Source organism: Stenotrophomonas sp. 93052_Sma, from assembly GCF_056481145.1.
This window is the reverse complement of sequence record NZ_CM151134.1, coordinates 926,311-950,981: the sequence shown is the minus strand read 5'-3', so window position 1 is coordinate 950,981 and position 24,671 is coordinate 926,311. Positions and strand designations below refer to the sequence as shown.

Genomic DNA, 24,671 nt, shown 5'->3' with positions numbered 1-24,671 from the left:
GGCGAGCAGGCAGGCAGGAGGCCAATGGCCCCCTGCCCTTGTCCCTTAGAACTGCAGGCCGGCTTCGCGGGCGGCTTCTGCCAGGGCCTTGATGCGGCCGTGGTAGCGGTAGCCCGAACGATCGAAGGCAACCTTCTCGACGCCGGCGGCCTTGGCGCGCTCGGCGACGATGCGGCCAACCTTGGCGGCGGCATCGGCGTTCTTGCCGTTCTTCAGGCCTTCCATGACGTCGGTCTGGGTGGTGTTGGCGGCAGCCAGCACCTTGGAACCGTCGGCGGTGAAGACCTGGGCGTACAGGTGCTGGCCGGTGCGCAGCACCGACAGGCGGGCGACGCCGAGCTCACGGATGTGGGCGCGGGTCGACTTGGCGCGACGCAGGCGGGCGATGTTCTTGTTCATTTTGATTATTCCTTGAAAGCTGAAGGAAGAGCTTTTCCCTGAGAAGTCCGCACAGGGATGTGCGGGCTCTTGCGAGGGACTCGCGCTTATGCCTTCTTGGCTTCCTTACGGATGATGACTTCGTCGGAGTACTTCACGCCCTTGCCCTTGTACGGCTCCGGCTTGCGGAACGCACGGATCTTGGCGGCAACTTCACCGACGACCTGCTTGTCAGCGCCCTGAACCAGAATCTCGGTCTGGGTCGGGGTCGACAGGGTGATGCCTTCCGGCGCCACGAACACGACCGGGTGCGAGAAGCCCAGCGACAGGCTCAGGTCCTTGCCCTGCATGGCAGCGCGGTAACCCACGCCGACCAGCTCCAGCTTGCGCTCGAAGCCTTCGGACACGCCCTTGACCATGTTGGACAGGATCGCACGCACGGTACCGGTCAGTGCGACCAGGTCGGCGTTCTCGGTGCTCAGGGTGGCAACGCCGTTGTCGACGTTGATGGCAATACCGGCCGGCTTGGCCAGCGACAGGGTGCCCTTCGGGCCCTTGGCGGTGACGCTGTCCGACTGGACGTTCAGTTCAACCTTACCCAGGTCGATCGGCTTCTTGGCTACGCGGGACATAGTTCTACTCCTTTCGCCTTAGGCCACGAAGCACAGGACTTCGCCGCCGACGCCCAGCTGGCGCGCCTGCGCATCAGTCATGATGCCCTTGGAGGTGGAAATAATGGAGATACCCAGGCCGTTCATGACCTTCGGCAGCTCGCTCTTGCCGCGGTACTGGCGCAGGCCCGAACGCGAGAAGCGCTTCAGGGTCGCGATGACCGGCTTGCCTTCGAAATACTTCAGCACGATTTCCAGCTCGGACTTGTTGTTTTCCAGCTGGGTCACGCGCAGGTCGGTGATGTAACCCTCGTCCTTCAGGACCTGGGCAATCGCAACCTTGATCTTGGACGACGGGGCTTTCACCGTCTGCTTGCCAACCGCGGCCGCATTCTTGATGCGGACCAGCAGGTCGGCGATGGGATCAGTCATGCTCATATGAGTACCTTTGAGTGCACCGATATCCGCTTTCGCGAAAATCTGTTGTCTCCTGGAAACGGGCCAGGTCCCTTGTTGCAGCGGGCCGGAAGCCCACTCCTACAACCCCGTCTGCACAGGGCAAGACGCGGGAGTATACGCCAAAAGAGCCCGGCTTGCGCCGGGCTCTTCCGGTTTTTTGCGTCGGGAAAGCTGAATGCCTCCCCTGCCCGGTTCAGGAACCCCCGAAGGGGCGCCTGATCGCAGGGCCGGCTGGGATTACCAGCTGGCCTTGCGCAGACCCGGGACGTCGCCACGCATGGTGGCTTCACGCAGCTTGTTACGGCCCAGGCCGAACTTGCTGTAGACGCCACGCGGACGACCCGACAGCTCGCAACGGTTGCGCTGGCGGCTCGGCGACGAATCGCGCGGCAGCTTGGCCAGCTTGGTTGCGGCGTCGATCTTCTCTTCGTAGGTCGCGTCCACGGAGGACACGATCTTCTTCAGAGCTGCACGCTTTTCAGCGTACTTCTTTGCCAGCTTTTCCCGCTTGATGTCGCGGTTGACCATGGAGGTCTTTGCCATTTCGGTTTCCTCGACAGATCAGTTACGGAACGGGAACTTGAACGCTGCCAGCAGCGCCTTCGCTTCCGCGTCGGTCTTCGCAGTGGTGGTGATGGCGATATCCATACCGCGGATCGCGTCGACGGCGTCGAAGTCGATTTCCGGGAAGATGATCTGCTCCTTCACACCCATGTTGAAGTTGCCGCGGCCGTCGAAGGAACGACCGGAAACACCACGGAAGTCGCGCACGCGCGGCAGCGAGATGTTGATCAGGCGATCCAGGAACTCGTACATCTTGTGGCGACGCAGCGTGGTCTTGCAGCCGATCGGCCAACCATCGCGGATCTTGAACGACGCAACCGACACACGCGACTTGGTGACAACCGGCTTCTGGCCGGAAATCTTGGTCATGTCGCCGACGGCGTTTTCCAGGATCTTCTTGTTGGTGGCCGCTTCGCCGACACCCATGTTCAGGGTGACCTTGACCAGCTTCGGCACTTCCATCGGATTGGTGTAGCCGAACTGCTTCATCAGCGCCGGCACCACTTCGTCCTTGTAGAACTTTTCGAGACGGGAACTCATCTTCTCATTCCTCAGGCGTCGAGCGCCTCACCGCTGGAGCGGAACACACGCAGTTTGCGTCCATCCTCCAGCACCTTGAAGCCAACGCGTTCGCCCTTGCCCGAAGCCGGGTTCAGAACATTCACGTTGGAGATATGGATCGAAGCTTCGCGCTCGACCACGCCGCCGGCAACACCTGCCTGCGGGTTCGGCTTGGTGTGGCGCTTGACGATGTTCACGTTGGCGACGACCACACGGTCGCCGTCGACGCGGACGACTTCGCCCTGCTTGCCCTTGTCCTTGCCAGCGTTGACGACAACCTGGTCGCCCTTCTTGATACGGTTAGCCATGATTATCTCCTGTCGCTCACAGCACTTCGGGAGCGAGCGAGACGATCTTCATGAACTTCTCCGAACGAAGTTCACGGGTCACCGGCCCGAAGATACGGGTACCGATCGGCTCCTGCTTGCTGTTCAGCAGAACGGCAGCGTTGCCGTCGAAGCGGATCAGCGAGCCGTCGGCGCGACGCACACCCTTGCGGGTACGCACCACGACGGCGTCATACACTTCACCCTTCTTGACCTTGCCGCGCGGAATCGCATCCTTCACGGTGACCTTGATGATGTCGCCGATGCCGGCGTAACGGCGCTTGGAACCACCCAGCACCTTGAAGCACATCACCTGCTTGGCACCCGAATTGTCCGCGACGTCAAGGTAGCTCTGCATCTGGATCATGATTCAGCTCCTTATTCAGCCGCGCGCGTGATGACTTCCACCACGCGCCAGTTCTTGGTCTTGGACATCGGAGCAATCTCGGTCACGCGGACGACATCGCCTTCCTTGCAGGCGTTGTCGGCATCGTGGGCGTGCAGCTTCGTCGAGCGCTTGATGTACTTGCCGTACAGCGCGTGCTTGACCTGACGCTCAACCAGGACGGTAACCGTCTTGTCCATCTTGTTGCTGACGACACGGCCTTCGACCGTGCGCAGCGTCTTCTTTTCAGTATTGTCGCTCATAGCGGCCATCCTTACTTCGTGCTGCCGAGCAGGGTCTTGACGCGAGCAATCTCGCGGCGGACCCGGCGAATGTCGTGGGTCTTCGGCAGCTGGCCGGTGACCTGCTGCATACGGACAGAGAACTGTTCCTTACGCAGGTCGATCAGGTGGGCCTTGAGTTCGTCAGCCGACTTTTCACGGAGAGTTTTGATATCCATCAGCGCACCGTACGGGTCACGAAAGTGGTGGTGACCGAGAGCTTGGCGGCGGCCAGGCGGAACGCCTCGCGAGCCACTTCCTCGGAAACACCCTCGATTTCATAGATCATGCGGCCGGGCTGGATCTGGGCCACCCAGTATTCCACGTTGCCCTTACCAGAACCCATTCGGACTTCGATGGGCTTCTTGGTGATGGGCTTGTCGGGGAACACGCGGATCCACATCTTGCCGCCGCGCTTGACGTAGCGGCTGATCGAGCGGCGGGCCGCTTCGATCTGACGCGCGGTCAGCTGACCGTGTGCGGTTGCCTTCAGGCCGTATTCGCCGAAGCTGACAGCGTTGGCGCTCCAGCTCAGGCCATCGTTACGGCCCTTGTGTACCTTGCGGTACTTGGTTCGCTTGGGTTGCAACATTGTCGTTACCTCGCTTCACGGGCCGGGCGCTGACGGTCACCACGGTCGCCGCGATCGTGACGATCGTTGCGCGACGGGGTGTCGTCCTGCTTTTCCTGGCCAACCTGGGAGAAATCGAAGACCTCGCCCTTGTAGATCCAGACCTTGATGCCGATGATGCCGTAGGTCGTCTTGGCTTCAGCGAAGCCATAGTCGATGTCGGCACGCAGGGTGTGCAGCGGCACGCGGCCTTCGCGGTACCACTCCGAACGGGCGATTTCTGCACCGTTGAGGCGGCCACCGACGTTGACCTTGATGCCCAGGGCACCCAGGCGCATCGCGTTGCCGACCGAGCGCTTCATTGCACGGCGGAACATGATGCGACGCTCCAGCTGCTGGGCGATCGACTCGGCAACGAGCTGCGCGTCCAGTTCCGGCTTGCGCACTTCGGTGACGTTGATGTGCGCCGGGACGCCCATCATCTCGCTCACTTCCTTGCGCAGCTTCTCGATGTCCTCACCGCGCTTGCCGATCACCACGCCCGGACGGGCGGTGTGGATCGTCACGCGAGCGGTCTTGGCCGGACGCTCGATCAGGATCTTGCTGATGCCGGCCTGAGCCAGCTTCTTGCGCAGCATTTCGCGCACTTTCAGGTCGGCTGCCAGGTAACCAGCGAACTCGGCCTTGTTGGCGTACCACTTGGAGTTCCAGTCCTTGGAAATGCCGAGGCGGATACCAATCGGATGAACTTTATGACCCATGGTCTTTTCCTTATCCGCTTACTTGGCGGCGCCCACAACCACAGTGATGTGGCTGGTGCGCTTGAGGATGCGGGTACCGCGGCCTTTCGCCCGCGCCATGAAACGCTTCAGGGTCGGACCTTCATCAACCATGATGGTCTGAACCTTCAGCTCGTCGACGTCGGCGCCCTGGTTGTTCTCGGCGTTGGCAATTGCCGACTCCACCACCTTCTTGATCAGGTGGGCAGCCTTCTTGTCCGAGAACTTCAGCAGGTTGACCGCACGCTCGGCCGGCAGACCGCGCACCTGGTCAGCGACCAGACGAGCCTTCTGCGGGGAGATGCGCGCAGTGCGCAGGATGGCTTTCGCTTCCATTGTCATCTCTCCTTACTTGCCCGACTTCTTGTCACCACCGTGACCCTTGAAGGTCCGGGTGATGGCAAATTCGCCGAGCTTGTGGCCGACCATGTTCTCGTTGACGAGAACCGGGATGTGGTTCTTGCCGTTATGCACGGCAATGGTGACGCCTACCATGTCAGGCAGGATCATCGAACGGCGCGACCAGGTCTTGATCGGCTTCTTGCTGCCCGCAGCGGCCTCCACCTTCTTGACGAGGTGGTGATCGACGAACGGGCCCTTCTTGAGTGAACGTGCCATGGTCGATTAGCCCCTACGATCGCGGACGATGAACTGCTGAGTGCGCTTGTTATGGCGCGTCTTGTAACCCTTGGTCGGGACACCCCACGGGGTGACCGGATGCGGGTTACCCTGGCCGGCCTTCGCCTCACCACCACCGTGCGGGTGGTCAACCGGGTTCATGGCAGCACCACGAACGGTCGGGCGGACGCCGCGCCAACGCTTGGCACCGGCCTTGCCCAGCTTTTCCAGGCTGTGCTCGTCGTTGCCGACTTCGCCGATGGTGGCGCAGCACTCGACCGGAACCTTGCGCATTTCACCCGAGCGCAGGCGCAGGGTGGCGTAGATGCCTTCGCGAGCCACCAGCTGCACGGCCGCACCAGCGGCGCGAGCGATCTGAGCGCCCTTGCCCGGCTTCAGTTCGATGCAGTGGATGGTGGTGCCGACCGGAATGTTGCGCAGCGGCAGGGTGTTGCCAGCCTTGATCGGGGCATCCGAACCAGCGATCACCTGATCACCAGCCTTCAGGCCCTTCGGGGCGATGATGTAGCGACGCTCACCGTCGACGTAGCACAGCAGAGCGATGTGCGCGGTGCGGTTCGGATCGTATTCGATGCGTTCCACGCGCGCCGGGATGCCCAGCTTGTTGCGCTTGAAGTCGATGATGCGGTAGTGCTGCTTGGCACCACCACCGACGTGACGCACGGTGATGCGGCCATGGTGGTTACGACCACCCGAGCGGCTCTGCGACTCGACCAGCGCAGCGTGCGGAGCACCCTTGTGCAGGTCGGGAGTGACCACGCGCACGGCCGAACGGCGGCCGGGGGAAGTGGGCTTGAATTTCATCAATGGCATGGGATGTACCTCAGGCCTTGGCCGTTACATCGATCGACTGGCCATCGGCCAGGCGAACGTACGCCTTGCGCCAATCGCCGCGGCGGCCAGCACGGTTACGGAAGGACTTGTTCTTGCCCTTGACGTTGACCACGTTGACGGCTTCGACCTTGACGTCGAACAGCTGCTCAACCGCGGCCTTTACATCGGCCTTGGTGGCTTCGTTCGAAACTTCGAAGACATACTGGTTGGAGAGTTCCTGCAGGCGCGCGGTCTTTTCGGAGACACGCGGGGCACGCAGCACGCTGAAGATTTTTTCGTTGCTGTTCATGCCAGCCACTCCTCGACCTTCTTGACCGCGTCAGCGGTGATGACGACCGTGTCGGCACCCACCAGCGAGACCGGATCCAGACCCTGGACGTCACGCACCTGCACGTACGGCAGATTGCGGGCGGACAGGTACAGGTGCTCGGACGCTTCTTCGGTGACGATCAGCGGGCGCTTGCCCACTTCCAGGCCGGCCAGCTTGGCGATCAGACCCTTCGTGTTGGTCACTTCGACGTCGAAGGACTCCACGATGGTCAGACGGCCCTGACGGTTCAGCTCGGACAGGATCGCGCACATGGCGGCACGGTACTGCTTGCGATTGACCTTCTGCTCGAAGCTGCGCGGCTTGGCCGCGAAGGTGACACCGCCGCCGACGAAGATCGGAGCCGTCAGTGCGCCATGACGCGCGCCGCCGCCCTTCTGCTTCTTCGACTTCTTGGTGGTACCAGCCACTTCGGAGCGAGTCTTCTGTGCCTTGGTGCCGGCGCGACCGGCGTTGCGGTAGGCAACGACGACCTGGTGGACCAGATCTTCGCTGAAATCGCGACCGAACACGGCGTCGGAGACCGAGACCTTGTTGTTGCTACCCGTGATAACGAGTTCCATCGTCATCTCTCCTTATGCCTTGCTCGCCGGACGGACGATCACGTCGCCACCCGCCGCGCCCGGAACGGCGCCGCGAACGGCGATCAGACCGCGCTCGACGTCGACCTTGACCACTTCCAGGTTCTGGGTGCTCTGCTGCACCGCGCCCATGTGGCCCGACATCTTCTTGCCCGGGAAAACGCGACCCGGGGTCTGGCGCTGACCCAGCGAACCCGGCGCGCGATGCGACAGCGAGTTACCGTGGGTTGCATCGCCCATACGGAAGTTGTGGCGCTTGATGGTGCCCTGGAAGCCCTTACCCTTGGTGACACCCTGGACGTCGACGATCTGGCCGACTTCGAAGATGTCCGCCTTGACTTCGCCGCCAACGGCGAAATCGCCGAGCTGCGCGTCTTCAACGCGGAATTCCCACAGGCCACGACCCGCTTCCACCTTCGCCTTGGCGAAGTGGCCGGCTTCCGGCTTGTTGACCAGGGCAGCGCGACGCGCGCCGACGGTCACCTGCACGGCGCTGTAGCCGTCGGTTTCGACGGTCTTGATCTGCGCGATGCGGTTCGGGGTTGCTTCGATCAGGGTCACCGGGATGGAGCGGCCATCTTCAGTGAACACGCGGCTCATGCCAGCCTTGCGGCCCACGAAGCCCAACGAATACTTCTTCGTCATGGTCGTAGTCCTCAGGTCAGCTTGATCTGAACGTCGACGCCGGCAGCCAGTTCGAGCTTCATCAGCGCGTCCACGGTCTTGTCATTCGGGTCAACGATATCGAGCACGCGCTTGTGCGTGCGGGTCTCGTACTGGTCACGCGCGTCCTTGTCGACGTGCGGGGAAACGAGAACGGTGTAACGCTCGATCTTGGTCGGCAGCGGGATCGGGCCACGCACTTGCGCGCCGGTCCGCTTTGCCGTTTCAACGATCTCGCTGGCCGAACGGTCGATCAGACGATGATCGAACGCTTTCAGCCGGATCCGGATCTTTTGGTCCGCCATGGCGGTAGGTTCCTTCGTTAAAAGAGCGACAGACAAAGCCTCTGGGTTGCTTTGTCCCATGAAATTCCTGAATACGGACGGCCCGCAGTCCTGCAGGCCGCCAAGGTCAATCCATCGACCTCAAAAACGTAGGCAGACCAGTTACCCGGCCTGCCCAGACGTAGAAGCATAATGGCACGCAAGGCAGCTGTCAACAGTCGCCTGTTGACGCCGCCTGAATGGCATTGACCCTTCCTGGTCCGGGGAACACAAGGCACATCCTGTGCCTGCTTTCCCATTTGATACGCCCCGATGCCCTACCCAGGCAACATCGGGGCGCTGATACTACCAGATTACTCGATGATCTTCGAGACCACGCCGGCGCCGACGGTACGGCCGCCTTCGCGGATGGCGAAGCGCAGACCTTCGTCCATGGCCACCGGGTTGATCAGGGTGACTTCCATCTTGACGTTGTCACCCGGCATCACCATTTCGACGCCTTCCGGCAGCTTGGCGGCGCCGGTGATGTCGGTGGTGCGGAAGTAGAACTGCGGACGGTAGCCGTTGAAGAACGGGGTGTGGCGGCCGCCCTCGTCCTTCGACAGGACGTACACTTCGCCTTCGAACTTGGTGTGCGGCTTGATCGTGCCCGGCTTGGCCAGCACCTGGCCACGCTCGACGTCGTCACGCTTGGTGCCGCGCAGCAGCAGACCAGCGTTGTCGCCTGCCTGACCCTGGTCCAGCAGCTTGCGGAACATTTCAACGCCGGTCACGGTGGTCTTCTGCACCGGACGGATGCCGACGATTTCGATTTCGTCGCCAACCTTGATCACGCCGCGCTCGATACGACCGGTCACCACGGTGCCGCGGCCCGAGATCGAGAACACGTCTTCCACCGGCATCAGGAACGGCTTGTCGATCGCACGCTCCGGCTCCGGAATCCAGCTGTCCAGCGCGTCGACCAGCTTCAGGATGGCCGGCACGCCGATGTCGCTCTGGTCGCCTTCCAGCGCCAGACGGGCCGAACCGGCGATGATCGGGGTGTCGTCGCCCGGGAACTCGTACTTGCTCAGCAGCTCGCGCACTTCCATCTCGACCAGCTCGAGCAGCTCGGCGTCGTCCACCATGTCGGCCTTGTTCAGGAACACGACGATGTACGGCACGCCGACCTGGCGCGACAGCAGGATGTGCTCACGGGTCTGCGGCATCGGGCCGTCAGCGGCCGAGCACACCAGGATCGCGCCGTCCATCTGGGCGGCACCGGTGATCATGTTCTTGACGTAGTCAGCGTGGCCCGGGCAGTCAACGTGGGCGTAGTGACGGATCGGGGATTCGTATTCGACGTGCGCGGTCGAGATCGTGATGCCACGCGCCTTTTCTTCCGGAGCGGCGTCGATCGAGGAGTAGTCCTTGAACTCGCCACCGAAGCGCTCGGCACCGATCTTGGTCAGTGCGGCGGTCAGCGTGGTCTTGCCGTGGTCGACGTGACCGATGGTGCCGACGTTGACGTGCGGCTTGGTGCGTTCGAACTTACCCTTTGCCATTGTTCTATACCTTGATTGTTCGTAAGTGGTTTCAAGAGAGGCTGAGCGAGGCTCAGCCCTTCTTCATGACGGCTTCGGCGATGTTGGTCGGAGCCGGCTCGTAGTGATCGAATTCCATGGTGAAGGTGGCGCGGCCCTGGGTCTGCGAACGCAGTGCAGTGGCGTAGCCGAACATTTCACCCAGCGGGATCATCGCGTTGATGATGCTGGCCGAACCGTCACCGGTGGTGTCGGAACCCTGCAGCACGCCGCGACGACGGCTGACGTCGCCCATCACGTCACCCTGGTAATCCTCCGGGGTCACGATCTCGACCTTCATGATCGGCTCCAGCAGCACCGGCTTGGCCTTGGCGAAGCCCTGCTTGAAGGCCATCGACGAAGCCAGCTTGAACGCCATTTCCGAGGAGTCGACGTCGTGATACGAACCGAACACCAGCTTCACCTTGACGTCCACGACCGGGAAGCCAGCCAGCGGGCCGCTGGTGATGGTTTCGCGCAGGCCCTTCTCGACCGACGGGATGAATTCCTTCGGGATCACGCCGCCGGTGATGTCGTTGATGAACAGGAAGTCGTCCTTGATCATCGGAGCGATCTTCGGATCGGCACGGTCGGCAGCAGTGATCGGCGACAGTTCGATCACGACGTGACCGTACTGACCCTTACCACCGGACTGCTTGGCGTGCTTGTAGTCCGACTTGACGTCAGCCAGGGTGATGGTTTCGCGGTAGGCCACCTGCGGCGCGCCAACGTTGGCTTCAACGTTGAACTCGCGCTTCAGGCGGTCAACGATGATGTCCAGGTGCAGCTCGCCCATGCCCGAGATGATGGTCTGGCCGGATTCTTCGTCGGTCTTGACGCGGAACGACGGATCTTCCTGTGCCAGACGGCCCAGGGCCAGGCCCATCTTTTCCTGGTCCGACTTGGTCTTCGGCTCGACGGCCATCGAGATCACCGGCTCCGGGAACGTCATGCGCTCCAGGATGATCGGGGCGTCCACGGCGCACAGGGTGTCACCGGTGGTGGTGTCCTTCAGGCCCACGGCAGCGGCGATGTCACCGGCCAGAACTTCCTTGATTTCCTCGCGGTTGTTCGAGTGCATCTGCAGGATGCGGCCGATGCGCTCCTTCTTGCCCTTCACCGAGTTCAGCACGGTGTCGCCACCGTTCAGGGTGCCCGAGTAGACACGGAAGAAGGTCAGCGCGCCGACGAACGGGTCGGTGATGATCTTGAAGGCCAGCGACGAGAACGGAGCCTTGTCGTCCGACTTGCGGGTCATTTCGACGGTGTCGTCGTCAACGTCCACGCCCTTCACGTCCGGCACGTCGACCGGCGACGGCAGCAGCTGGATCACGCCATCCAGCATGGCCTGCACGCCCTTGTTCTTGAAGGCCGAGCCGCAGTACATCGGCACGATCTCGGTGGCCAGGGTGCGGGTACGCAGGGCATTGATGATTTCAGCCTCGGCCAGCTCTTCGCCGCCCAGGTACTTTTCCATCAGCTCTTCGCTGGCTTCGGCAGCGGTCTCGACCATGAACTGGCGAGCCTCTTCAGCCGGGCCCTGCAGTTCGGCCGGGATGTCGCCGTATTCGAACTTCATGCCCTGCGAAGCTTCATCCCAGTGGATGGCCTTCATCTTCAGCAGGTCGACGACGCCCTTGAAGTTGTCTTCAGCGCCGATCGGCAGCTGCATCGGCACGGCAACCGCGCCCAGCTTGGCCTTCAGCTGGCCGACGACCTTCTGGAAGTTGGCACCGGTACGATCCATCTTGTTGACGAACGCGATGCGCGGCACGTGGTACTTGTTGGCCTGGCGCCACACGGTTTCCGACTGCGGCTGCACGCCACCGACGGCGCACAGGACGAAGACGGCACCGTCGAGCACGCGCAGCGAGCGCTCCACTTCGATGGTGAAGTCGACGTGCCCGGGGGTGTCGATGATGTTGAAGCGGTGCTCCGGCAGGGACTTGTCCATGCCCTTCCAGAACGCGGTGGTGGCAGCGGACTGGATCGTGATGCCACGCTCCTGCTCCTGCTCCATCCAGTCCATGGTGGCGGCGCCGTCATGCACTTCACCGATCTTGTGGCTCTTGCCGGTGTAGAACAGGATGCGCTCGGACGTGGTGGTCTTGCCGGCATCGATGTGAGCCATGATGCCGAAGTTACGGTAACGCTCGATGGGAGTGGAACGGGCCACGGGAGCCTCTCAGATTTCTTGGATTTCGGATGGCCGAACGCCGCCTTTCGGCGGCCTTCGGATTGGCGCAGCCCTTCTGGGACCGCGAGGCAGCACGCACCGAAGTGGTGCTGCCCTGCCTGTTTTACAAGGCCGTCAAACTCACCAGCGGTAGTGGGCGAATGCCTTGTTGGCTTCGGCCATGCGGTGGGTTTCTTCGCGCTTCTTGATGGCGCCGCCACGGTTTTCCGAGGCGTCGATCAGTTCAGCAGCCAGCTTCTTCGGCATGGTGTTCTCGCCACGCTTGCGCGCGGAGTCGATCAGCCAGCGCATGGCCAGGGCCATCTTGCGCGACGAACGCACTTCTACCGGCACCTGGTAGGTGGCACCACCGACGCGGCGCGACTTGACTTCGACCGCCGGAGCGACGTTGTCCAGAGCCTTCTGCACCAGTTCAATGGCGTTGGCGCTGCTGTTCTTCTCGGTGATCACGTCCATGGCGCCGTACACGATCTTTTCGGCGACGGACTTCTTGCCGCTCTGCATGACCATGTTGATGAAGCGGGCGATGGTTTCGCTTCCGTGCTTCGGATCGGGCAGGACGGAACGCTGCGGAGTATTACCCTTACGCGACATAGTGCTCTCTCCTTATGCCTTCGGACGCTTGGCGCCGTACTTGGAACGGGCCTGGCGACGCTTGGCAACGCCGGCGGCGTCGAGCGAGCCACGAACGGTGTGGTAACGCACACCCGGCAGGTCCTTGACGCGACCGCCGCGGATCAGGACCACGGAGTGCTCCTGCAGGTTGTGGCCTTCACCACCGATGTAGGAAATCACTTCTTCCTGGTTGGTCAGGCGGACCTTGGCAACCTTGCGCAGAGCCGAGTTCGGCTTCTTCGGAGTGGTGGTGTAGACACGGGTGCAGACGCCACGGCGCTGCGGGCACTTGTCGAGCGCCGGCGAGGCACTCTTGTAGGTGGTCGCTTGCCGCGGCTTGCGGACCAGCTGGTTGATCGTCGCCATCAGTAGGTTCTTCTGATTGGTGGCCGGAAAATCCGACCAGAGATGCGGAAATGTTAAAGCAGGCCGAAATTCTGGCCTGCTGAGACAGACGATTGTAGCAACCTGCCAGGAAAGCAGTCAAACGCCTCCTGTCAAGCCCGTCCCTGATCCCGGGACGTTACTGGGGGGCCTCCATGTACCCCGTTCAGATTGACAGGGTCGATCGCGGACGATCTCCCTGCCCTTTCCCACTCCCATCGATGGACCGACGGGGTGGTCCGGCCTTGCAGCCGGACCGGATACCTCATTCTTCGCCCGACGCCTGTTCAGCTTCGGCTTCAACCACCGGTGCCTCGACCGCGGCCGGGGTGCCGGCCAGGGTCTGCATTTCCGACTCGGTGAGGCCGGAAGCGCCGCGACGGCGGTTGCTGTGGTACGCCAGGCCGGTACCGGCCGGAATCAGGCGACCCACGATGACGTTTTCCTTCAGGCCACGCAGGTTGTCCGAGGTGCCGCGGACGGCCGCTTCGGTCAGCACGCGGGTGGTTTCCTGGAACGAAGCGGCCGAGATGAACGATTCGGTCGCCAGCGACGCCTTGGTGATACCCAGCAGGACCGGATCGAAGTGCGCCGGCAGCTCATTGCGGGCTGCAAGGCGGGCATTCTCCTCGATAACGCGCTGGCGCTCCACCTGTTCGCCGTTCAGGAACTTGCTGCTGCCCTGGTCGGTGATCTCGACCTTGCGCAGCATCTGGCGGGTGATCACCTCGATGTGCTTGTCGTTGATCTTCACGCCCTGCAGGCGGTACACGTCCTGGATTTCCTTCACCAGGTAGGCGGCCAGCGGTTCGACACCCAGCAGGCGCAGGATGTCCTGCGGGCTCGGCTCGCCGTCCACGATGGTTTCACCCTTGGTGACATGCTCGCCTTCGAACACGATGACCTGGCGGTACTTCGGGATCAGCTCTTCGTGCTCCGAACCATCGGTGTCCTTGATGATCAGGCGCTGCTTGCCCTTGGTGTCCTTGCCGAAGCTGATGATGCCCGAACGCTCGGCCAGCACCGCCGGATCCTTCGGCTTGCGCGCTTCGAACAGATCGGCCACGCGCGGCAGACCACCGGTGATGTCGCGGGTCTTCGACGCTTCCTGCGGGATCTTGGCGACCACGTCACCCACACCGACGGCAGCGCCGTCCTGCAGGTTGACGATCGAGCGCGGCGGCAGCAGGTACTGCGCCGGCAGGTCGGTGCCCGGAATCGACAGGTCGTTGCCCTTGGCGTCGACGATGCGCACGATCGGGCGCAGGTCCTTGGCCTGGGTACCACGACGCTTCGGATCGGTGATTTCGCGCGACGCCAGGCCGGTCAGCTCGTCGGTCTTCTCGATGACGGTGATGCCGTCGACGAAGTCGATGAAGCGGATGAAACCGGCCACTTCCGACACGATCGGGTGGTTATGCGGATCCCAGTTGGCCACGGTCTGGCCAGCCTTGATCGCATCACCGTCCTTGGACGTGATGGTTGCACCGTACGGCAGCTTGTAACGTTCACGCTCACGGCCGTGGGCATCGAGCACCGAGATTTCGCCCGAGCGCGACACTGCCACCAGCGAGCCGTTGGCATGCTCGACCGACTTGAGGTTGCTGAACTTGACCGAGCCGGTGGTCTTGACGGTGATGTTGTCGACCGCAGCAGCTCGCGACGCCGCACCACCGATGTGGAACGTACGCATGGTCAGCTGGGTACCCGGCTCACCGATGGACTGGGCGGCGATGACGCCGACCGCTTCACCGATGTTGACCAGGTGGCCACGGGCCAGGTCGCGGCCGTAGCAGCGCGAGCAGACGCCGAAGGCCGATTCGCAGGAGATGGTCGAGCGGACCTTGATGGTCTGCACGCCGGCGTCTTCCAGCTTGGCAACCCAGGCTTCGTCCAGCAGGGTGTTGCGGGTGACGATCGGATCTTCGTCGTTGCCCGGCAGGAACACGTCCTCGGCAACCACGCGACCCAGCACACGGTCCTTCAGCGGTTCGACCACGTCGCCGCCTTCCACGATCGGGGTCATGATCAGGCCTTCGGTGGTACCGCAATCCACCTCGGTGATCACCACGTCCTGTGCCACGTCGACCAGACGACGGGTCAGGTAACCCGAGTTCGCGGTCTTCAGCGCGGTATCGGCCAGACCCTTACGGGCACCGTGGGTGGAGTTGAAGTACTCCTGCACGTTCAGGCCTTCGCGGAAGTTCGCCTTGATGGGCGTCTCGATGATCGAGCCGTCCGGGCGGGCCATCAGGCCACGCATGCCGGCCAGCTGACGGATCTGCGCCTGCGAACCACGCGCACCGGAGTCGGCCATGATGTACAGCGAGTTCATCGACTTCTGGTCGATGGTCTCACCCTTGGCATTGACCACCTTCTCGGTACCGATGGTGTCCATCATCGCCTTGGCGATGCGCTCGTTGGTGCGCGACCAGATGTCGACCACCTTGTTGTAGCGCTCGCCGGCGGTGACCAGGCCCGACTGGTACTGCTCCTGGATTTCCAGCACTTCGGCTTCGGCCTCGGTGAGGATGCCCTTCTTCTCGTCCGGGATCAGCATGTCGTCGATGCCGATCGAGACGCCGGCGCGGGTCGCGTACGCGAAGCCGGTGTACATCAGCTTGTCGGCGAACACGACCGTGTCCTTCAGGCCCAGCTGGCGGTAGCTGGAGTTGATCAGGCGGCTGATGTTCTTCTTGGTCAGCTCGGTGTTGGCCAGCGCGAACGGCAGGCCTTCCGGCAGGATTTCAGCCAGCAGGGCGCGACCGATCGTGGTGTCCACGATCGAGGTCTTGTTCTGCTTGTTGCCGTCTTCGTCGGTCACCACTTCGGTGATGCGGACCTTGACGCGCGCGTGCAGTTCCACCACGCGGTTGTCGTAGGCACGCTTCACTTCGGCGATGTTGGCGAAGGCCATGCCCTCGCCCTTCTTGTTTTCCAGCGAGCGGGTCATGTAGTACAGACCCAGCACGACGTCCTGCGACGGCACGATGATCGGCTCGCCGTTGGCCGGCGACAGGATGTTGTTGGTCGACATCATCAGCGCACGCGCTTCCAGCTGGGCTTCCAGCGAGAGCGGCACGTGGACGGCCATCTGGTCACCGTCGAAGTCGGCGTTGAACGCGGTGCAGACCAGCGGGTGCAGCTGGATGGCCTTGCCTTCGATCAGCACCGGCTCGAACGCCTGGATGCCCAGACGGTGCAGGGTCGGCGCACGGTTCAGCATCACCGGATGCTCGCGGATGACCTCTTCCAGGATGTCCCAGACTTCGGCTTCTTCGCGCTCGACCAGCTTCTTGGCGGCCTTGATGGTGGTGGCCAGGCCACGACGCTGCAGCTTGGCGAAGACGAACGGCTTGAACAGCTCAAGCGCCATCTTCTTCGGCAGGCCGCACTGGTGCAGGCGCAGGTACGGACCGACCACGATGACCGAACGGCCCGAGTAGTCGACGCGCTTGCCCAGCAGGTTCTGGCGGAAGCGGCCCTGCTTGCCCTTGATCATGTCGGCCAGCGACTTCAGCGGGCGCTTGTTGGTGCCGGTGATGGCACGGCCACGACGGCCGTTGTCCAGCAGCGCATCGACCGATTCCTGCAGCATGCGCTTTTCATTGCGCACGATGATGTCCGGCGCGCTCAGTTCGAGCAGGCGGCGCAGGCGGTTGTTACGGTTGATGACGCGGCGGTACAGGTCGTTCAGGTCGGAGGTCGCGAAGCGGCCGCCATCCAGCGGGACCAGCGGACGCAGGTCCGGCGGCAGCACCGGCAGCACGGTCATGACCATCCACTCCGGACGGTTGCCCGATTCCAGGAAGGCTTCGATCAGCTTGATGCGCTTGGTGAGGCGCTTGAGCTTGGTTTCCGAACCGGTAGCGGCGATTTCCTCGCGCAGGCGGGTCATTTCCGACTGCAGGTCGATCGTGCGCAGCAGTTCGTACACGGCCTCGGCGCCCATCGCGGCGTCGAAGTCGTCACCGTGCTCCTGGCGGGCCTGCAGGTACTGTTCTTCGGTCAGCAGCTGGCGGCGCTCCAGGGCGGTCAGGCCCGGCTCGGTCACCACGTAGGCTTCGAAGTACAGCACGCGCTCGATGTCGCGCAGGGTCATGTCCAGCATCAGGCCGATGCGCGACGGCAGCGACTTCAGGAACCAGATGTGCGCGACCGGCGAAGCCAGGTCGATGTGGCCCATGCGCTCGCGACGCACCTTGGCCAGGGTCACTTCGGTGCCGCACTTTTCGCAGACCACGCCGCGGTGCTTCATGCGCTTGTACTTGCCGCACAGGCACTCGTAGTCCTTCACCGGGCCGAAGATGGCGGCGCAGAACAGGCCGTCGCGTTCCGGCTTGAAGGTACGGTAGTTGATGGTTTCCGGCTTCTTCACTTCGCCGAAGGACCACGAACGGATCAGGTCCGGCGAAGCCAGCGCGATCTTGATCGCGTCGAAGTCCAGCGTCTGGCGCTGCTGGTTGAAGAGGTTGAGCAGGTCTTTCATGGTGTTCTCCAGAAGGAGGAATGCTGTGTCGATGGGCTTTCAGTTCACTGCCAGCGGCGCGGCGGCGTTGACCGCCGCGCCGGCATGGATCAGTTGTCTTCCAGTTCCATGTTGATGGCCAGCGAGCGGATTTCCTTCACGAGCACGTTGAAGGATTCCGGCATGCCCGCGACCATCTCGTGCTCACCGTCGACGATGTTCTTGTACATCTGGTTGCGGCCCTGCACGTCATCGGACTTCACCGTCAGCATTTCCTGCAGGGTGTAGGCCGCGCCGTAGGCTTCCAGCGCCCAGACTTCCATTTCACCGAAGCGCTGGCCGCCGAACTGCGCCTTGCCGCCCAGCGGCTGCTGGGTGACGAGCGAGTACGGGCCGGTCGAACGGGCGTGCATCTTGTCGTCGACCAGGTGGTTCAGCTTCAGGTAGTGCATGTAACCCACGGTGGTGTGGCGATCGAACGCTTCACCGGTGCGGCCGTCGTACAGCTGGGTCTGGCCACTGCTCGGCAGGTCGGCCAGTTCCAGCATGCGCTTGATTTCCGCTTCGGTGGCGCCGTCGAACACCGGGGTGGCCATCGGCACGCCGTCGGTGAGGTTACGGGCCAGACGCAGCAGTTCCTCGTCGCTGAACTGCGACAGGTCGACACGGTTGGCCACGTTGGTGTCGTCGTGGTTGTAGATGTCGTCCAGGAACTTGCGCAGGTCGGCGACCGCCGCCTGGGCTTCCATCATCGCCTGGATCTTGCGGCCCAGGCCCTTGGCAGCCCAGCCCAGATGCACTTCCAGGATCTGGCCGATGTTCATACGCGACGGCACGCCCAGCGGGTTCAGCACGATGTCCACGGTTTCGCCCGAGGCCATGTACGGCATGTCCTCGACCGGCACCACGTTGGAGACCACACCCTTGTTACCGTGGCGGCCTGCCATCTTGTCGCCCGGCTGGATGCGGCGCTTCACGGCCAGGAACACCTTGACCATCTTCAGCACGCCCGGGGCGAGGTCGTCGCCGGCGGTGATCTTGCCGCGCTTGTCGGCGAAGCGACGCTCGAATTCCTTCTCGTGCGCCTGGATCTGCTTCTGGGCGCGCTCGATGGCTTCCGAAGCGTCCTCGTCCTTCATGCGCAGGGCGAACCAGTCAGCCTTCTTCAGGCCGTCCAGGAAGGCGTCGCTGATCACGTCGCCCTTCTTCAGGCCAGCGCCACCGTTGACCACCTTGCCCACGATCTGCGAACGCAGACGCATGTAGATGGCGGCTTCCAGGATGCGGAACTGGTCGTCGAAGTCCTTCTTGACGCGCTTGATTTCAGACTCTTCGATCTGGCGGGCGCGCTTGTCCTTCTCGATGCCGTCGCGGGTGAAGACCTGCACGTCGATGACGGTACCGTCCATGCCCGGCGGAACGCGCAGCGAGCTGTCCTTCACGTCCGAAGCCTTCTCGCCGAAGATCGCGCGCAGCAGCTTTTCTTCCGGGGTCAGCTGGCTTTCGCCCTTCGGCGTGACCTTGCCGACCAGGATGTCGCCGGCACGGACTTCCGCACCGATGTACACCACGCCGCTCTCGTCCAGGCGGTTCAGCGCCTGCTCGGAGACGTTCGGGATGTCGGCGGAGATTTCCTCCGGCCCCAGCTTGGTGTCACGCGCGACGCAGGTCAGCTCTTCGATGTGGATCGTGGTGTAACGATCCTCTTCCACCACACGCTCGGAGAGCAGGATGGAGTCTTCGAAGTTGTAGCCGTTCCACGGCATGAACGCGATCAGCATGTTCTGGCCCAGGGCCAGTTCGCCGATGTCGGTGGACGGACCGTCGGCCAGCACGTCGCCGCGGGCGATGACGTCACCCACCTGGACCAGCGGACGCTGGTTGATGCAGGTGTTCTGGTTCGAACGGGTGTACTTGACCAGGTTGTAGATGTCCACGCCTGCGTCGGTGGCGCCAACGATCTCTTCCTCGTTGACCTTGACCACGATACGGGCGGCATCGATCTGCACGATCTCGCCACCACGACGGGCATTCACGGTCACACCGGAGTCACGCGCCACGGCGCGCTCGATGCCGGTACCGACCAGCGGCTTCTGCGCACGCAGGGTCGGCACGGCCTGACGCTGCATGTTGGCGCCCATCAGTGCGCGGTTGGCGTCATCGTGCTCCAGGAACGGAACCAGCGCGGCCGCGATCGACACGGTCTGCATCGGCGAGACGTCCATGAAGTGGACTTCCGCCGGCGGCTTCAGCAGCGACTCACCCTGGAAGCGGCACGGAACGAACTGCTCGGTCAGGGTGCCCTTGGCGTCGGTCAGCGCGTTGGCCTGCGCAATGACGTACTCGTTTTCTTCGATCGCCGACAGGAACTCGACTTCGTCATAGACCTTGCCGTCCACGACCTTGCGGTACGGGGTCTCGAGGAAACCGTACTGGTTGGTGCGGGCGTACACGGCCAGCGAGTTGATCAGGCCGATGTTCGGGCCTTCCGGGGTTTCGATGGTGCAGACGCGGCCGTAATGGGTCGGGTGCACGTCGCGCACTTCGAAGCCGGCGCGCTCACGGGTCAGACCGCCCGGGCCCAGGGCCGAGACGCGACGCTTGTGGGTCACTTCCGACAGCGGGTTGTTCTGGTCCATGAACTGCGACAGCTGCGAGGAGCCGAAGAACTCCTTGATGGCAGCGGCAACCGGCTTGGCGTTGATCAGCTCCTGCGGGGTCAGGCCTTCGGACTCGGCCATCGACAGGCGCTCCTTGACCGCGCGCTCGACGCGGACCAGGCCCACGCGGAACACGTTCTCGGCCATTTCGCCGACCGAACGCACGCGACGGTTGCCCAGGTGATCGATGTCATCGACCACGCCACGACCGTTGCGGATCTCGGTCAGGACCTTGATCACGTCCAGGATGTCGGAGCTGTCGCCATGGGCGGCAACCAGGCGCTTGGACTCTTCGTCGTTGCGCTCACCGTAGTACTTGCGGTCGTACAGCACGGCTTCGCCGGTGGTTTCCTTGCGGCCCACGCGACGGTTGAACTTCATGCGGCCGACCGCGGACAGGTCGTAGCGCTCGAAGGTGAAGAACAGGTTGTGGAACAGGTTCTGCGCGGCGTCCTTGGTCGGCGGCTCGCCCGGACGCATCATGCGGTAGATCTCGACCAGGGCTTCCAGCTGGGTCTTGGTCGGGTCGATGCGTAGGGTGTTGGACAGGTACGGGCCACGATCCAGATCGTTCACCCACAGGGTGCCCACGGCATCCACACCGGCCTTGCGGAAGGCCTGCAGCTGCTCGTCGGTGATCTCGTCATTGGCCTGGGCCAGCAGTTCGCCGGTCGAAGCATCGACCACGTCGTGCGACAGGATGCGGCCGACGATGTAGTCGTCCGGCACGGCCAGAGCGGCGATGCCCGAGGCTTCCAGCTGCTTGATGTGGCGCGCGGTGATGCGCTTGCCGGCTTCCACGATGACCTTGTCGCCGTCGGCGAGGTCGAAGCCCAGGGTTTCGCCGCGCAGGCGCTCCGGCACCAGCTCCAGCTGGACGCCTTCATCCGGGTTGATGTGGAAGGTGTTGATCTCGAAGAACTCGGCCAGCATCTCTTCGTTGCTGTAGCCGAGCGCGCGCAGCAGGATCGACACCGGCAGCTTGCGGCGGCGGTCGATACGGGTGAACAGCGCGTCCTTCGGGTCGAACTCGAAGTCCAGCCAGGAGCCGCGGTAAGGAATGATGCGGGCGCTGTACAGCAGCTTGCCCGAGCTGTGGGTCTTGCCACGGTCGTGGTCGAAGAACACGCCCGGCGAACGGTGCAGCTGCGAGACGATGACGCGCTCGGTGCCGTTGACGATGAAGGTGCCGTTCTCGGTCATCAGCGGGATTTCGCCCAGATAGACCTCCTGCTCCTTCACGTACTTGATGGCCTTGGTCGACGACTCACGGTCGTAGATCACCAGGCGCACGGTCACGCGCAGCGGCGCGCCGTAGCTCATGCCACGCTGGCGGCACTCACGCTCGTCGAAGACCGGTTCGCCCAGCTTGTAGCCGACGTATTCCAGGGCAGCATTGCCGCTGTAGCTGGCGATCGGGAAGACCGACTTCAGCGCAGCGTGCAGGCCGTGGTCCGTGCGCTTGGCCGGATCGACGTTTTCCTGCAGGAATTCACGATAGGAATCCACCTGGATGGCGAGCAGGAACGGCACTTCGAGAATCGAGCGCTGCTTGCCGAAATCCTTGCGGATACGCTTTTTTTCGGTGAACGAATAGGACGTCATGAGGTCTTCCACCTTGTTGTGCGGATCGTGCGCCCACGATCCGAAGGGAACTTGAAATTGTCAGTTGGAAGTCGCTGGTATTGCCGGCACCAGCACGCCTTCTCCCGCTACTTCCAACTGCCAACTCGTCTGCATCCACTCCCCCGCTGCCGCGCTCTGCGCTGGCCTGCCGGGGTCTGACCGCAGCCCGTGTTGGGCTTTTTCTGCTTTTGAAACAGTCGACCAACAGTCGACCCTACCGGTACTGCAACAACGACCAAAGGCCGGGGGCTTACGCCCCCAGCCTTGGCTGCATCGCCGTGAATCGGTGACGATGCAAGGTAACTGCTTACTTGACTTCGACAGTCGCGCCAGCAGCTTCCAGGTCCTTCTTCATCTTCTCGGCGTCGTCCTTCGAAGCGCCTTCCTTCAGGACGCCACCGGCTTCGGCCAGGTCCTTCGCTTCCTTCAGGCCCAGGCCGGTGATGGCGCGGACGGCCTTGATGACTTCGACCTTCTTGTCGCCGGCCGACTTCAGGGTGACGGTGAACTCGGTCTGCTCTTCAACAGCAGCGGCCGGGCCAGCGGCAGCAGCCACGGCAACCGGAGCAGCGGCGGAGACGCCGAACTTCTCTTCGATGGCCTTGACCAGCTCCATCACTTCCATCAGGGACTTCTCGGCGATGGCGTCGACGATCTGTTCGTTGGTAAGGGACATGATTAATACCTTTGGATGATTTTCTGGGTTGAGGTTCCGTCAGGAACCACGGTAAGTCGAAACTCAGGCGGTCTCGGCGGCCGGCTCGGCAGCGTCGGCGGCGACGTCGCCACCACCCTGCTTCTCGCCAACGGCCTTGATGGCGCGGGCAAACATCGTGACCGGCTCGGTCAGGACGCGGGCCAGCATGGCCAGGGCCTGGTCGCGGGTCGGCAGCGAGGCCAGCACTTCGACGTGGCTTGCCGGGAACACTTCGCCACCGATGGCGACGACCTTAGCCTTCAGCTTGTCGTTGCCCTTGGCGGCTTCCTTGATCAGGCGACCGGCAGCGCCGGGCTCCTCGAGCGAGAACGCGTACAGCAGCGGACCAACCATCTGGTCCTGGGCGACTGCGAACTCGGTGCCTTCAACGGCGCGCGAAGCCAGGGTGTTCTTGACAACCTTCAAGAAAACACCGGTTTCACGAGCCTGCTTGCGCATCGCGGTCATCTGGGCGACCGTGGTGCCAGCGTATTCGGCTGCGATCAAGGAGTGGGCCTTGGCGGCGACGTCTGCCAGCTCGGCGACTACTTCTTGCTTCTGGGACAGATTGAGAGCCATTGCACTCCTCCTATTGAACTCCGCTTACGGCTCCTGCCGTGTGCGGTCCTGTGCGGCATCCGTCCTGGACGCCGGGAACATCGGGATGATGTTCCGGGGGTGGGCCGTTCTAGACCTGGAGTGGGCCAACCTGGGAAACCCAGACGTGCGTGAACCAGAAAAACTCCAGAAGGGCACCATCTACGCAGGGTGATTCCGGGGAATCGATTAAGCGCTCATGACTGCTCCGGCGGCGACTCCTTGCCAGATCGAGCTTCCGTGCCCGTCGCCGGTATTGCCACGACCGCGCCTGCGGTCTTTGACGGCTACCGCGGGCGATGTAAGGCCAGCGATGCCTTCAAATGTCACGGTCACGGCACCGAAGGTACCGTGACCGCTTGAAACAATTACTTCAGGGTCAGCGACGACTGGTCGACGGTGACGCCCGGGCCCATCGTCGAGCTGACCGAAACCTTCTGCAGGTAGGTGCCCTTCGAGGTGGCCGGCTTGGCCTTGATCAGGTCCAGCAGCAGCGCGGTCAGGTTCGACTTCAGCGCGTCTTCGGCGAAGTCGGCCTTGCCGATGGTGCAGTGGATGATGCCGGCCTTGTCGGTGCGGTAACGGACCTGACCCGACTTGGCGTTCTTCACGGCTTCACCCGGGTTCGGGGAAACGGTGCCGACCTTCGGGTTCGGCATCAGGCCGCGCGGGCCCAGCACGGTGCCCAGCTTACCGACGACGCGCATGGCGTCCGGGGTCGCGATGACGACGTCGTAGTTCAGATCGCCGGCCTGCATCTTCTCGGCCAGATCATCCATACCGACGGCTTCGGCGCCAGCGGCCAGGGCTTCGTCAGCCTTGGCACCGGCCGGAGCGAACACGGCGACGCGGACCGACTTGCCGGTACCGGCCGGCAGCACGGTGGAGCCACGGACCTGCTGGTCGGACTTCTTCGCATCGACGCCCAGGCGCACAGCGACGTCGATCGACTCGACGAACTTGGCCTTGGTGGCGCTCTTCAGGATGTTGATCGCGTCCTCGAAGGCGTATGCCTTGCCCGGAACGACGGCGGCCTTGATGGCCTTCTCACGCTTGGTCTGTGCCATCTTATTAACCCTCCACCACGAGGCCCATGGAACGGGCAGAGCCAGCGATGGTACGCACGGCGGCGTCCAGGTCGGCGGCAGTCAGATCCGGTTCCTTCGCCTTGGCGATCTCTTCCAGCTGCTTACGGGTGACCTTGCCGACCTTCTCGGTGTTCGGGCGCTTGGAGCCCGACGAGATGCCAGCGGCCTTCTTCAGCAGGGTGGTGGCCGGGGTGCTCTTGGTGATGAAGGTGAACGTACGGTCCGAGTAGGCCGTGATGATCACCGGAACCGGCAGGCCCGGCTCGAGCTTCTGCGTGGCAGCGTTGAACGCCTTGCAGAATTCCATGATGTTCAGACCGCGCTGACCCAGCGCAGGACCGACCGGCGGCGAGGGGTTGGCCTGACCGGCCTTCACCTGCAGCTTGATGTAACCGACAACTTTCTTTGCCATGTGAGTACTCTCCGGGTGCTAGCGCCTTTCGACAACAGGCTCCCCATCGGACCGGGAATCACGCGTCCCGGCATCGCGTTTTGAAATCATGCTGAAGGCCACCTTGCGGCGGCCTCGTCCT

28 protein-coding genes are annotated in these 24,671 nt (G+C 62.9%); all 28 read right to left on the bottom strand.

All coding sequences use genetic code 11. The annotated features are described in order from the left end of the window. Positions 1-45: 45 nt before the first annotated feature. On the bottom strand, positions 46-405 hold the full coding sequence (gene rplR / locus ACZK2V_RS04435) for a 50S ribosomal protein L18 (protein WP_024957318.1): 360 nt from the start codon (positions 403-405) through the stop codon (positions 46-48). An 80-nt stretch (positions 406-485) separates the two neighbouring features. After that, the gene (gene rplF, locus ACZK2V_RS04430; protein ID WP_005408211.1) at positions 486-1,010 is read right to left on the bottom strand and encodes a 50S ribosomal protein L6; all 525 of its coding nucleotides are present in this window, start codon (positions 1,008-1,010) and stop codon (positions 486-488) included. A gap of 18 nt (positions 1,011-1,028) precedes the next feature. Next, positions 1,029-1,427 (bottom strand): 30S ribosomal protein S8, encoded by a 399-nt coding sequence (gene rpsH / locus ACZK2V_RS04425; RefSeq protein WP_005408210.1) that lies wholly within the window; start codon positions 1,425-1,427, stop codon positions 1,029-1,031. A 258-nt stretch (positions 1,428-1,685) separates the two neighbouring features. Then, entirely contained in the window at positions 1,686-1,991 is a 306-nt protein-coding gene (gene rpsN / locus ACZK2V_RS04420; protein ID WP_005408209.1) for a 30S ribosomal protein S14, read from the bottom strand. 18 nt (positions 1,992-2,009) lie between these two features. Beyond that, positions 2,010-2,552 carry a 50S ribosomal protein L5 gene (gene rplE, locus ACZK2V_RS04415; protein WP_004154491.1) on the bottom strand — a complete coding sequence of 181 codons (543 nt, stop codon included), beginning with the start codon at positions 2,550-2,552 and terminating at the stop codon, positions 2,010-2,012. A gap of 11 nt (positions 2,553-2,563) precedes the next feature. Beyond that, positions 2,564-2,881: a 50S ribosomal protein L24 gene (rplX, locus tag ACZK2V_RS04410; RefSeq protein WP_004154490.1), complete on the bottom strand. Its 318-nt coding sequence runs from the start codon at positions 2,879-2,881 to the stop codon at positions 2,564-2,566. Between the two features lie 16 nt (positions 2,882-2,897). After that, positions 2,898-3,266: a 50S ribosomal protein L14 gene (rplN, locus tag ACZK2V_RS04405; protein ID WP_004145357.1), complete on the bottom strand. Its 369-nt coding sequence runs from the start codon at positions 3,264-3,266 to the stop codon at positions 2,898-2,900. A gap of 11 nt (positions 3,267-3,277) precedes the next feature. Next, on the bottom strand, positions 3,278-3,547 hold the full coding sequence (gene rpsQ, locus ACZK2V_RS04400; protein ID WP_004154489.1) for a 30S ribosomal protein S17: 270 nt from the start codon (positions 3,545-3,547) through the stop codon (positions 3,278-3,280). A gap of 11 nt (positions 3,548-3,558) precedes the next feature. Next, positions 3,559-3,744: a 50S ribosomal protein L29 gene (gene rpmC, locus ACZK2V_RS04395; protein ID WP_004154487.1), complete on the bottom strand. Its 186-nt coding sequence runs from the start codon at positions 3,742-3,744 to the stop codon at positions 3,559-3,561. Continuing rightward, positions 3,744-4,157, bottom strand: coding sequence for a 50S ribosomal protein L16 (gene rplP, locus ACZK2V_RS04390; protein WP_004154486.1), 414 nt, complete (start codon positions 4,155-4,157; stop codon positions 3,744-3,746). The genes rpmC and rplP overlap by 1 nt, the downstream gene beginning before the upstream one ends. 5 nt (positions 4,158-4,162) lie before the next feature. Next, positions 4,163-4,897 (bottom strand): 30S ribosomal protein S3, encoded by a 735-nt coding sequence (gene rpsC / locus ACZK2V_RS04385; RefSeq protein WP_004145350.1) that lies wholly within the window; start codon positions 4,895-4,897, stop codon positions 4,163-4,165. Between the two features lie 18 nt (positions 4,898-4,915). Beyond that, the gene (gene rplV / locus ACZK2V_RS04380) at positions 4,916-5,251 is read right to left on the bottom strand and encodes a 50S ribosomal protein L22 (RefSeq protein WP_004145348.1); all 336 of its coding nucleotides are present in this window, start codon (positions 5,249-5,251) and stop codon (positions 4,916-4,918) included. A gap of 12 nt (positions 5,252-5,263) precedes the next feature. Continuing rightward, a complete protein-coding gene (rpsS, locus tag ACZK2V_RS04375; RefSeq protein ID WP_004154485.1) occupies positions 5,264-5,533 on the bottom strand; it encodes a 30S ribosomal protein S19 in 270 nt (89 codons plus the stop codon). A gap of 6 nt (positions 5,534-5,539) precedes the next feature. Continuing rightward, positions 5,540-6,367, bottom strand: a complete 828-nt coding sequence (gene rplB, locus ACZK2V_RS04370) for a 50S ribosomal protein L2 (RefSeq protein ID WP_004145339.1) — start codon at positions 6,365-6,367, stop codon at positions 5,540-5,542. A 10-nt stretch (positions 6,368-6,377) separates the two neighbouring features. Next, positions 6,378-6,677, bottom strand: coding sequence for a 50S ribosomal protein L23 (gene rplW, locus ACZK2V_RS04365; RefSeq protein ID WP_004145338.1), 300 nt, complete (start codon positions 6,675-6,677; stop codon positions 6,378-6,380). Continuing rightward, complete coding sequence (gene rplD, locus ACZK2V_RS04360) at positions 6,674-7,279, bottom strand: 50S ribosomal protein L4 (RefSeq protein ID WP_004145337.1); 606 nt, start codon at positions 7,277-7,279, stop codon at positions 6,674-6,676. The genes rplW and rplD overlap by 4 nt, the downstream gene beginning before the upstream one ends. A 12-nt stretch (positions 7,280-7,291) precedes the next feature. Further along, a complete protein-coding gene (rplC, locus tag ACZK2V_RS04355) occupies positions 7,292-7,942 on the bottom strand; it encodes a 50S ribosomal protein L3 (RefSeq protein ID WP_004145336.1) in 651 nt (216 codons plus the stop codon). Positions 7,943-7,953: 11 nt separating this feature from the next. After that, positions 7,954-8,265 (bottom strand): 30S ribosomal protein S10, encoded by a 312-nt coding sequence (gene rpsJ / locus ACZK2V_RS04350; RefSeq protein ID WP_005408208.1) that lies wholly within the window; start codon positions 8,263-8,265, stop codon positions 7,954-7,956. Between the two features lie 332 nt (positions 8,266-8,597). Continuing rightward, positions 8,598-9,788, bottom strand: a complete 1,191-nt coding sequence (gene tuf / locus ACZK2V_RS04345) for an elongation factor Tu (protein WP_049416993.1) — start codon at positions 9,786-9,788, stop codon at positions 8,598-8,600. Between the two features lie 52 nt (positions 9,789-9,840). Further along, on the bottom strand, positions 9,841-11,982 hold the full coding sequence (gene fusA / locus ACZK2V_RS04340; protein WP_049422946.1) for an elongation factor G: 2,142 nt from the start codon (positions 11,980-11,982) through the stop codon (positions 9,841-9,843). Positions 11,983-12,123: 141 nt separating this feature from the next. Then, entirely contained in the window at positions 12,124-12,597 is a 474-nt protein-coding gene (rpsG, locus tag ACZK2V_RS04335) for a 30S ribosomal protein S7 (RefSeq protein ID WP_004145321.1), read from the bottom strand. A gap of 12 nt (positions 12,598-12,609) precedes the next feature. Beyond that, positions 12,610-12,984: a 30S ribosomal protein S12 gene (gene rpsL, locus ACZK2V_RS04330; RefSeq protein WP_004145320.1), complete on the bottom strand. Its 375-nt coding sequence runs from the start codon at positions 12,982-12,984 to the stop codon at positions 12,610-12,612. A gap of 283 nt (positions 12,985-13,267) precedes the next feature. After that, complete coding sequence (gene rpoC, locus ACZK2V_RS04325) at positions 13,268-17,491, bottom strand: DNA-directed RNA polymerase subunit beta' (protein WP_049462863.1); 4,224 nt, start codon at positions 17,489-17,491, stop codon at positions 13,268-13,270. 89 nt (positions 17,492-17,580) lie between these two features. Then, the gene (gene rpoB, locus ACZK2V_RS04320; RefSeq protein ID WP_107433390.1) at positions 17,581-21,735 is read right to left on the bottom strand and encodes a DNA-directed RNA polymerase subunit beta; all 4,155 of its coding nucleotides are present in this window, start codon (positions 21,733-21,735) and stop codon (positions 17,581-17,583) included. A gap of 328 nt (positions 21,736-22,063) precedes the next feature. Continuing rightward, positions 22,064-22,432 carry a 50S ribosomal protein L7/L12 gene (gene rplL / locus ACZK2V_RS04315; RefSeq protein ID WP_010480374.1) on the bottom strand — a complete coding sequence of 123 codons (369 nt, stop codon included), beginning with the start codon at positions 22,430-22,432 and terminating at the stop codon, positions 22,064-22,066. A 63-nt stretch (positions 22,433-22,495) separates the two neighbouring features. Further along, positions 22,496-23,032 carry a 50S ribosomal protein L10 gene (gene rplJ / locus ACZK2V_RS04310; protein ID WP_010480377.1) on the bottom strand — a complete coding sequence of 179 codons (537 nt, stop codon included), beginning with the start codon at positions 23,030-23,032 and terminating at the stop codon, positions 22,496-22,498. Positions 23,033-23,418: 386 nt separating this feature from the next. Next, positions 23,419-24,117, bottom strand: coding sequence for a 50S ribosomal protein L1 (rplA, locus tag ACZK2V_RS04305; RefSeq protein WP_004154350.1), 699 nt, complete (start codon positions 24,115-24,117; stop codon positions 23,419-23,421). Positions 24,118-24,121: 4 nt separating this feature from the next. After that, positions 24,122-24,550: a 50S ribosomal protein L11 gene (gene rplK / locus ACZK2V_RS04300; protein WP_004145248.1), complete on the bottom strand. Its 429-nt coding sequence runs from the start codon at positions 24,548-24,550 to the stop codon at positions 24,122-24,124. Positions 24,551-24,671: the final 121 nt, after the last annotated feature.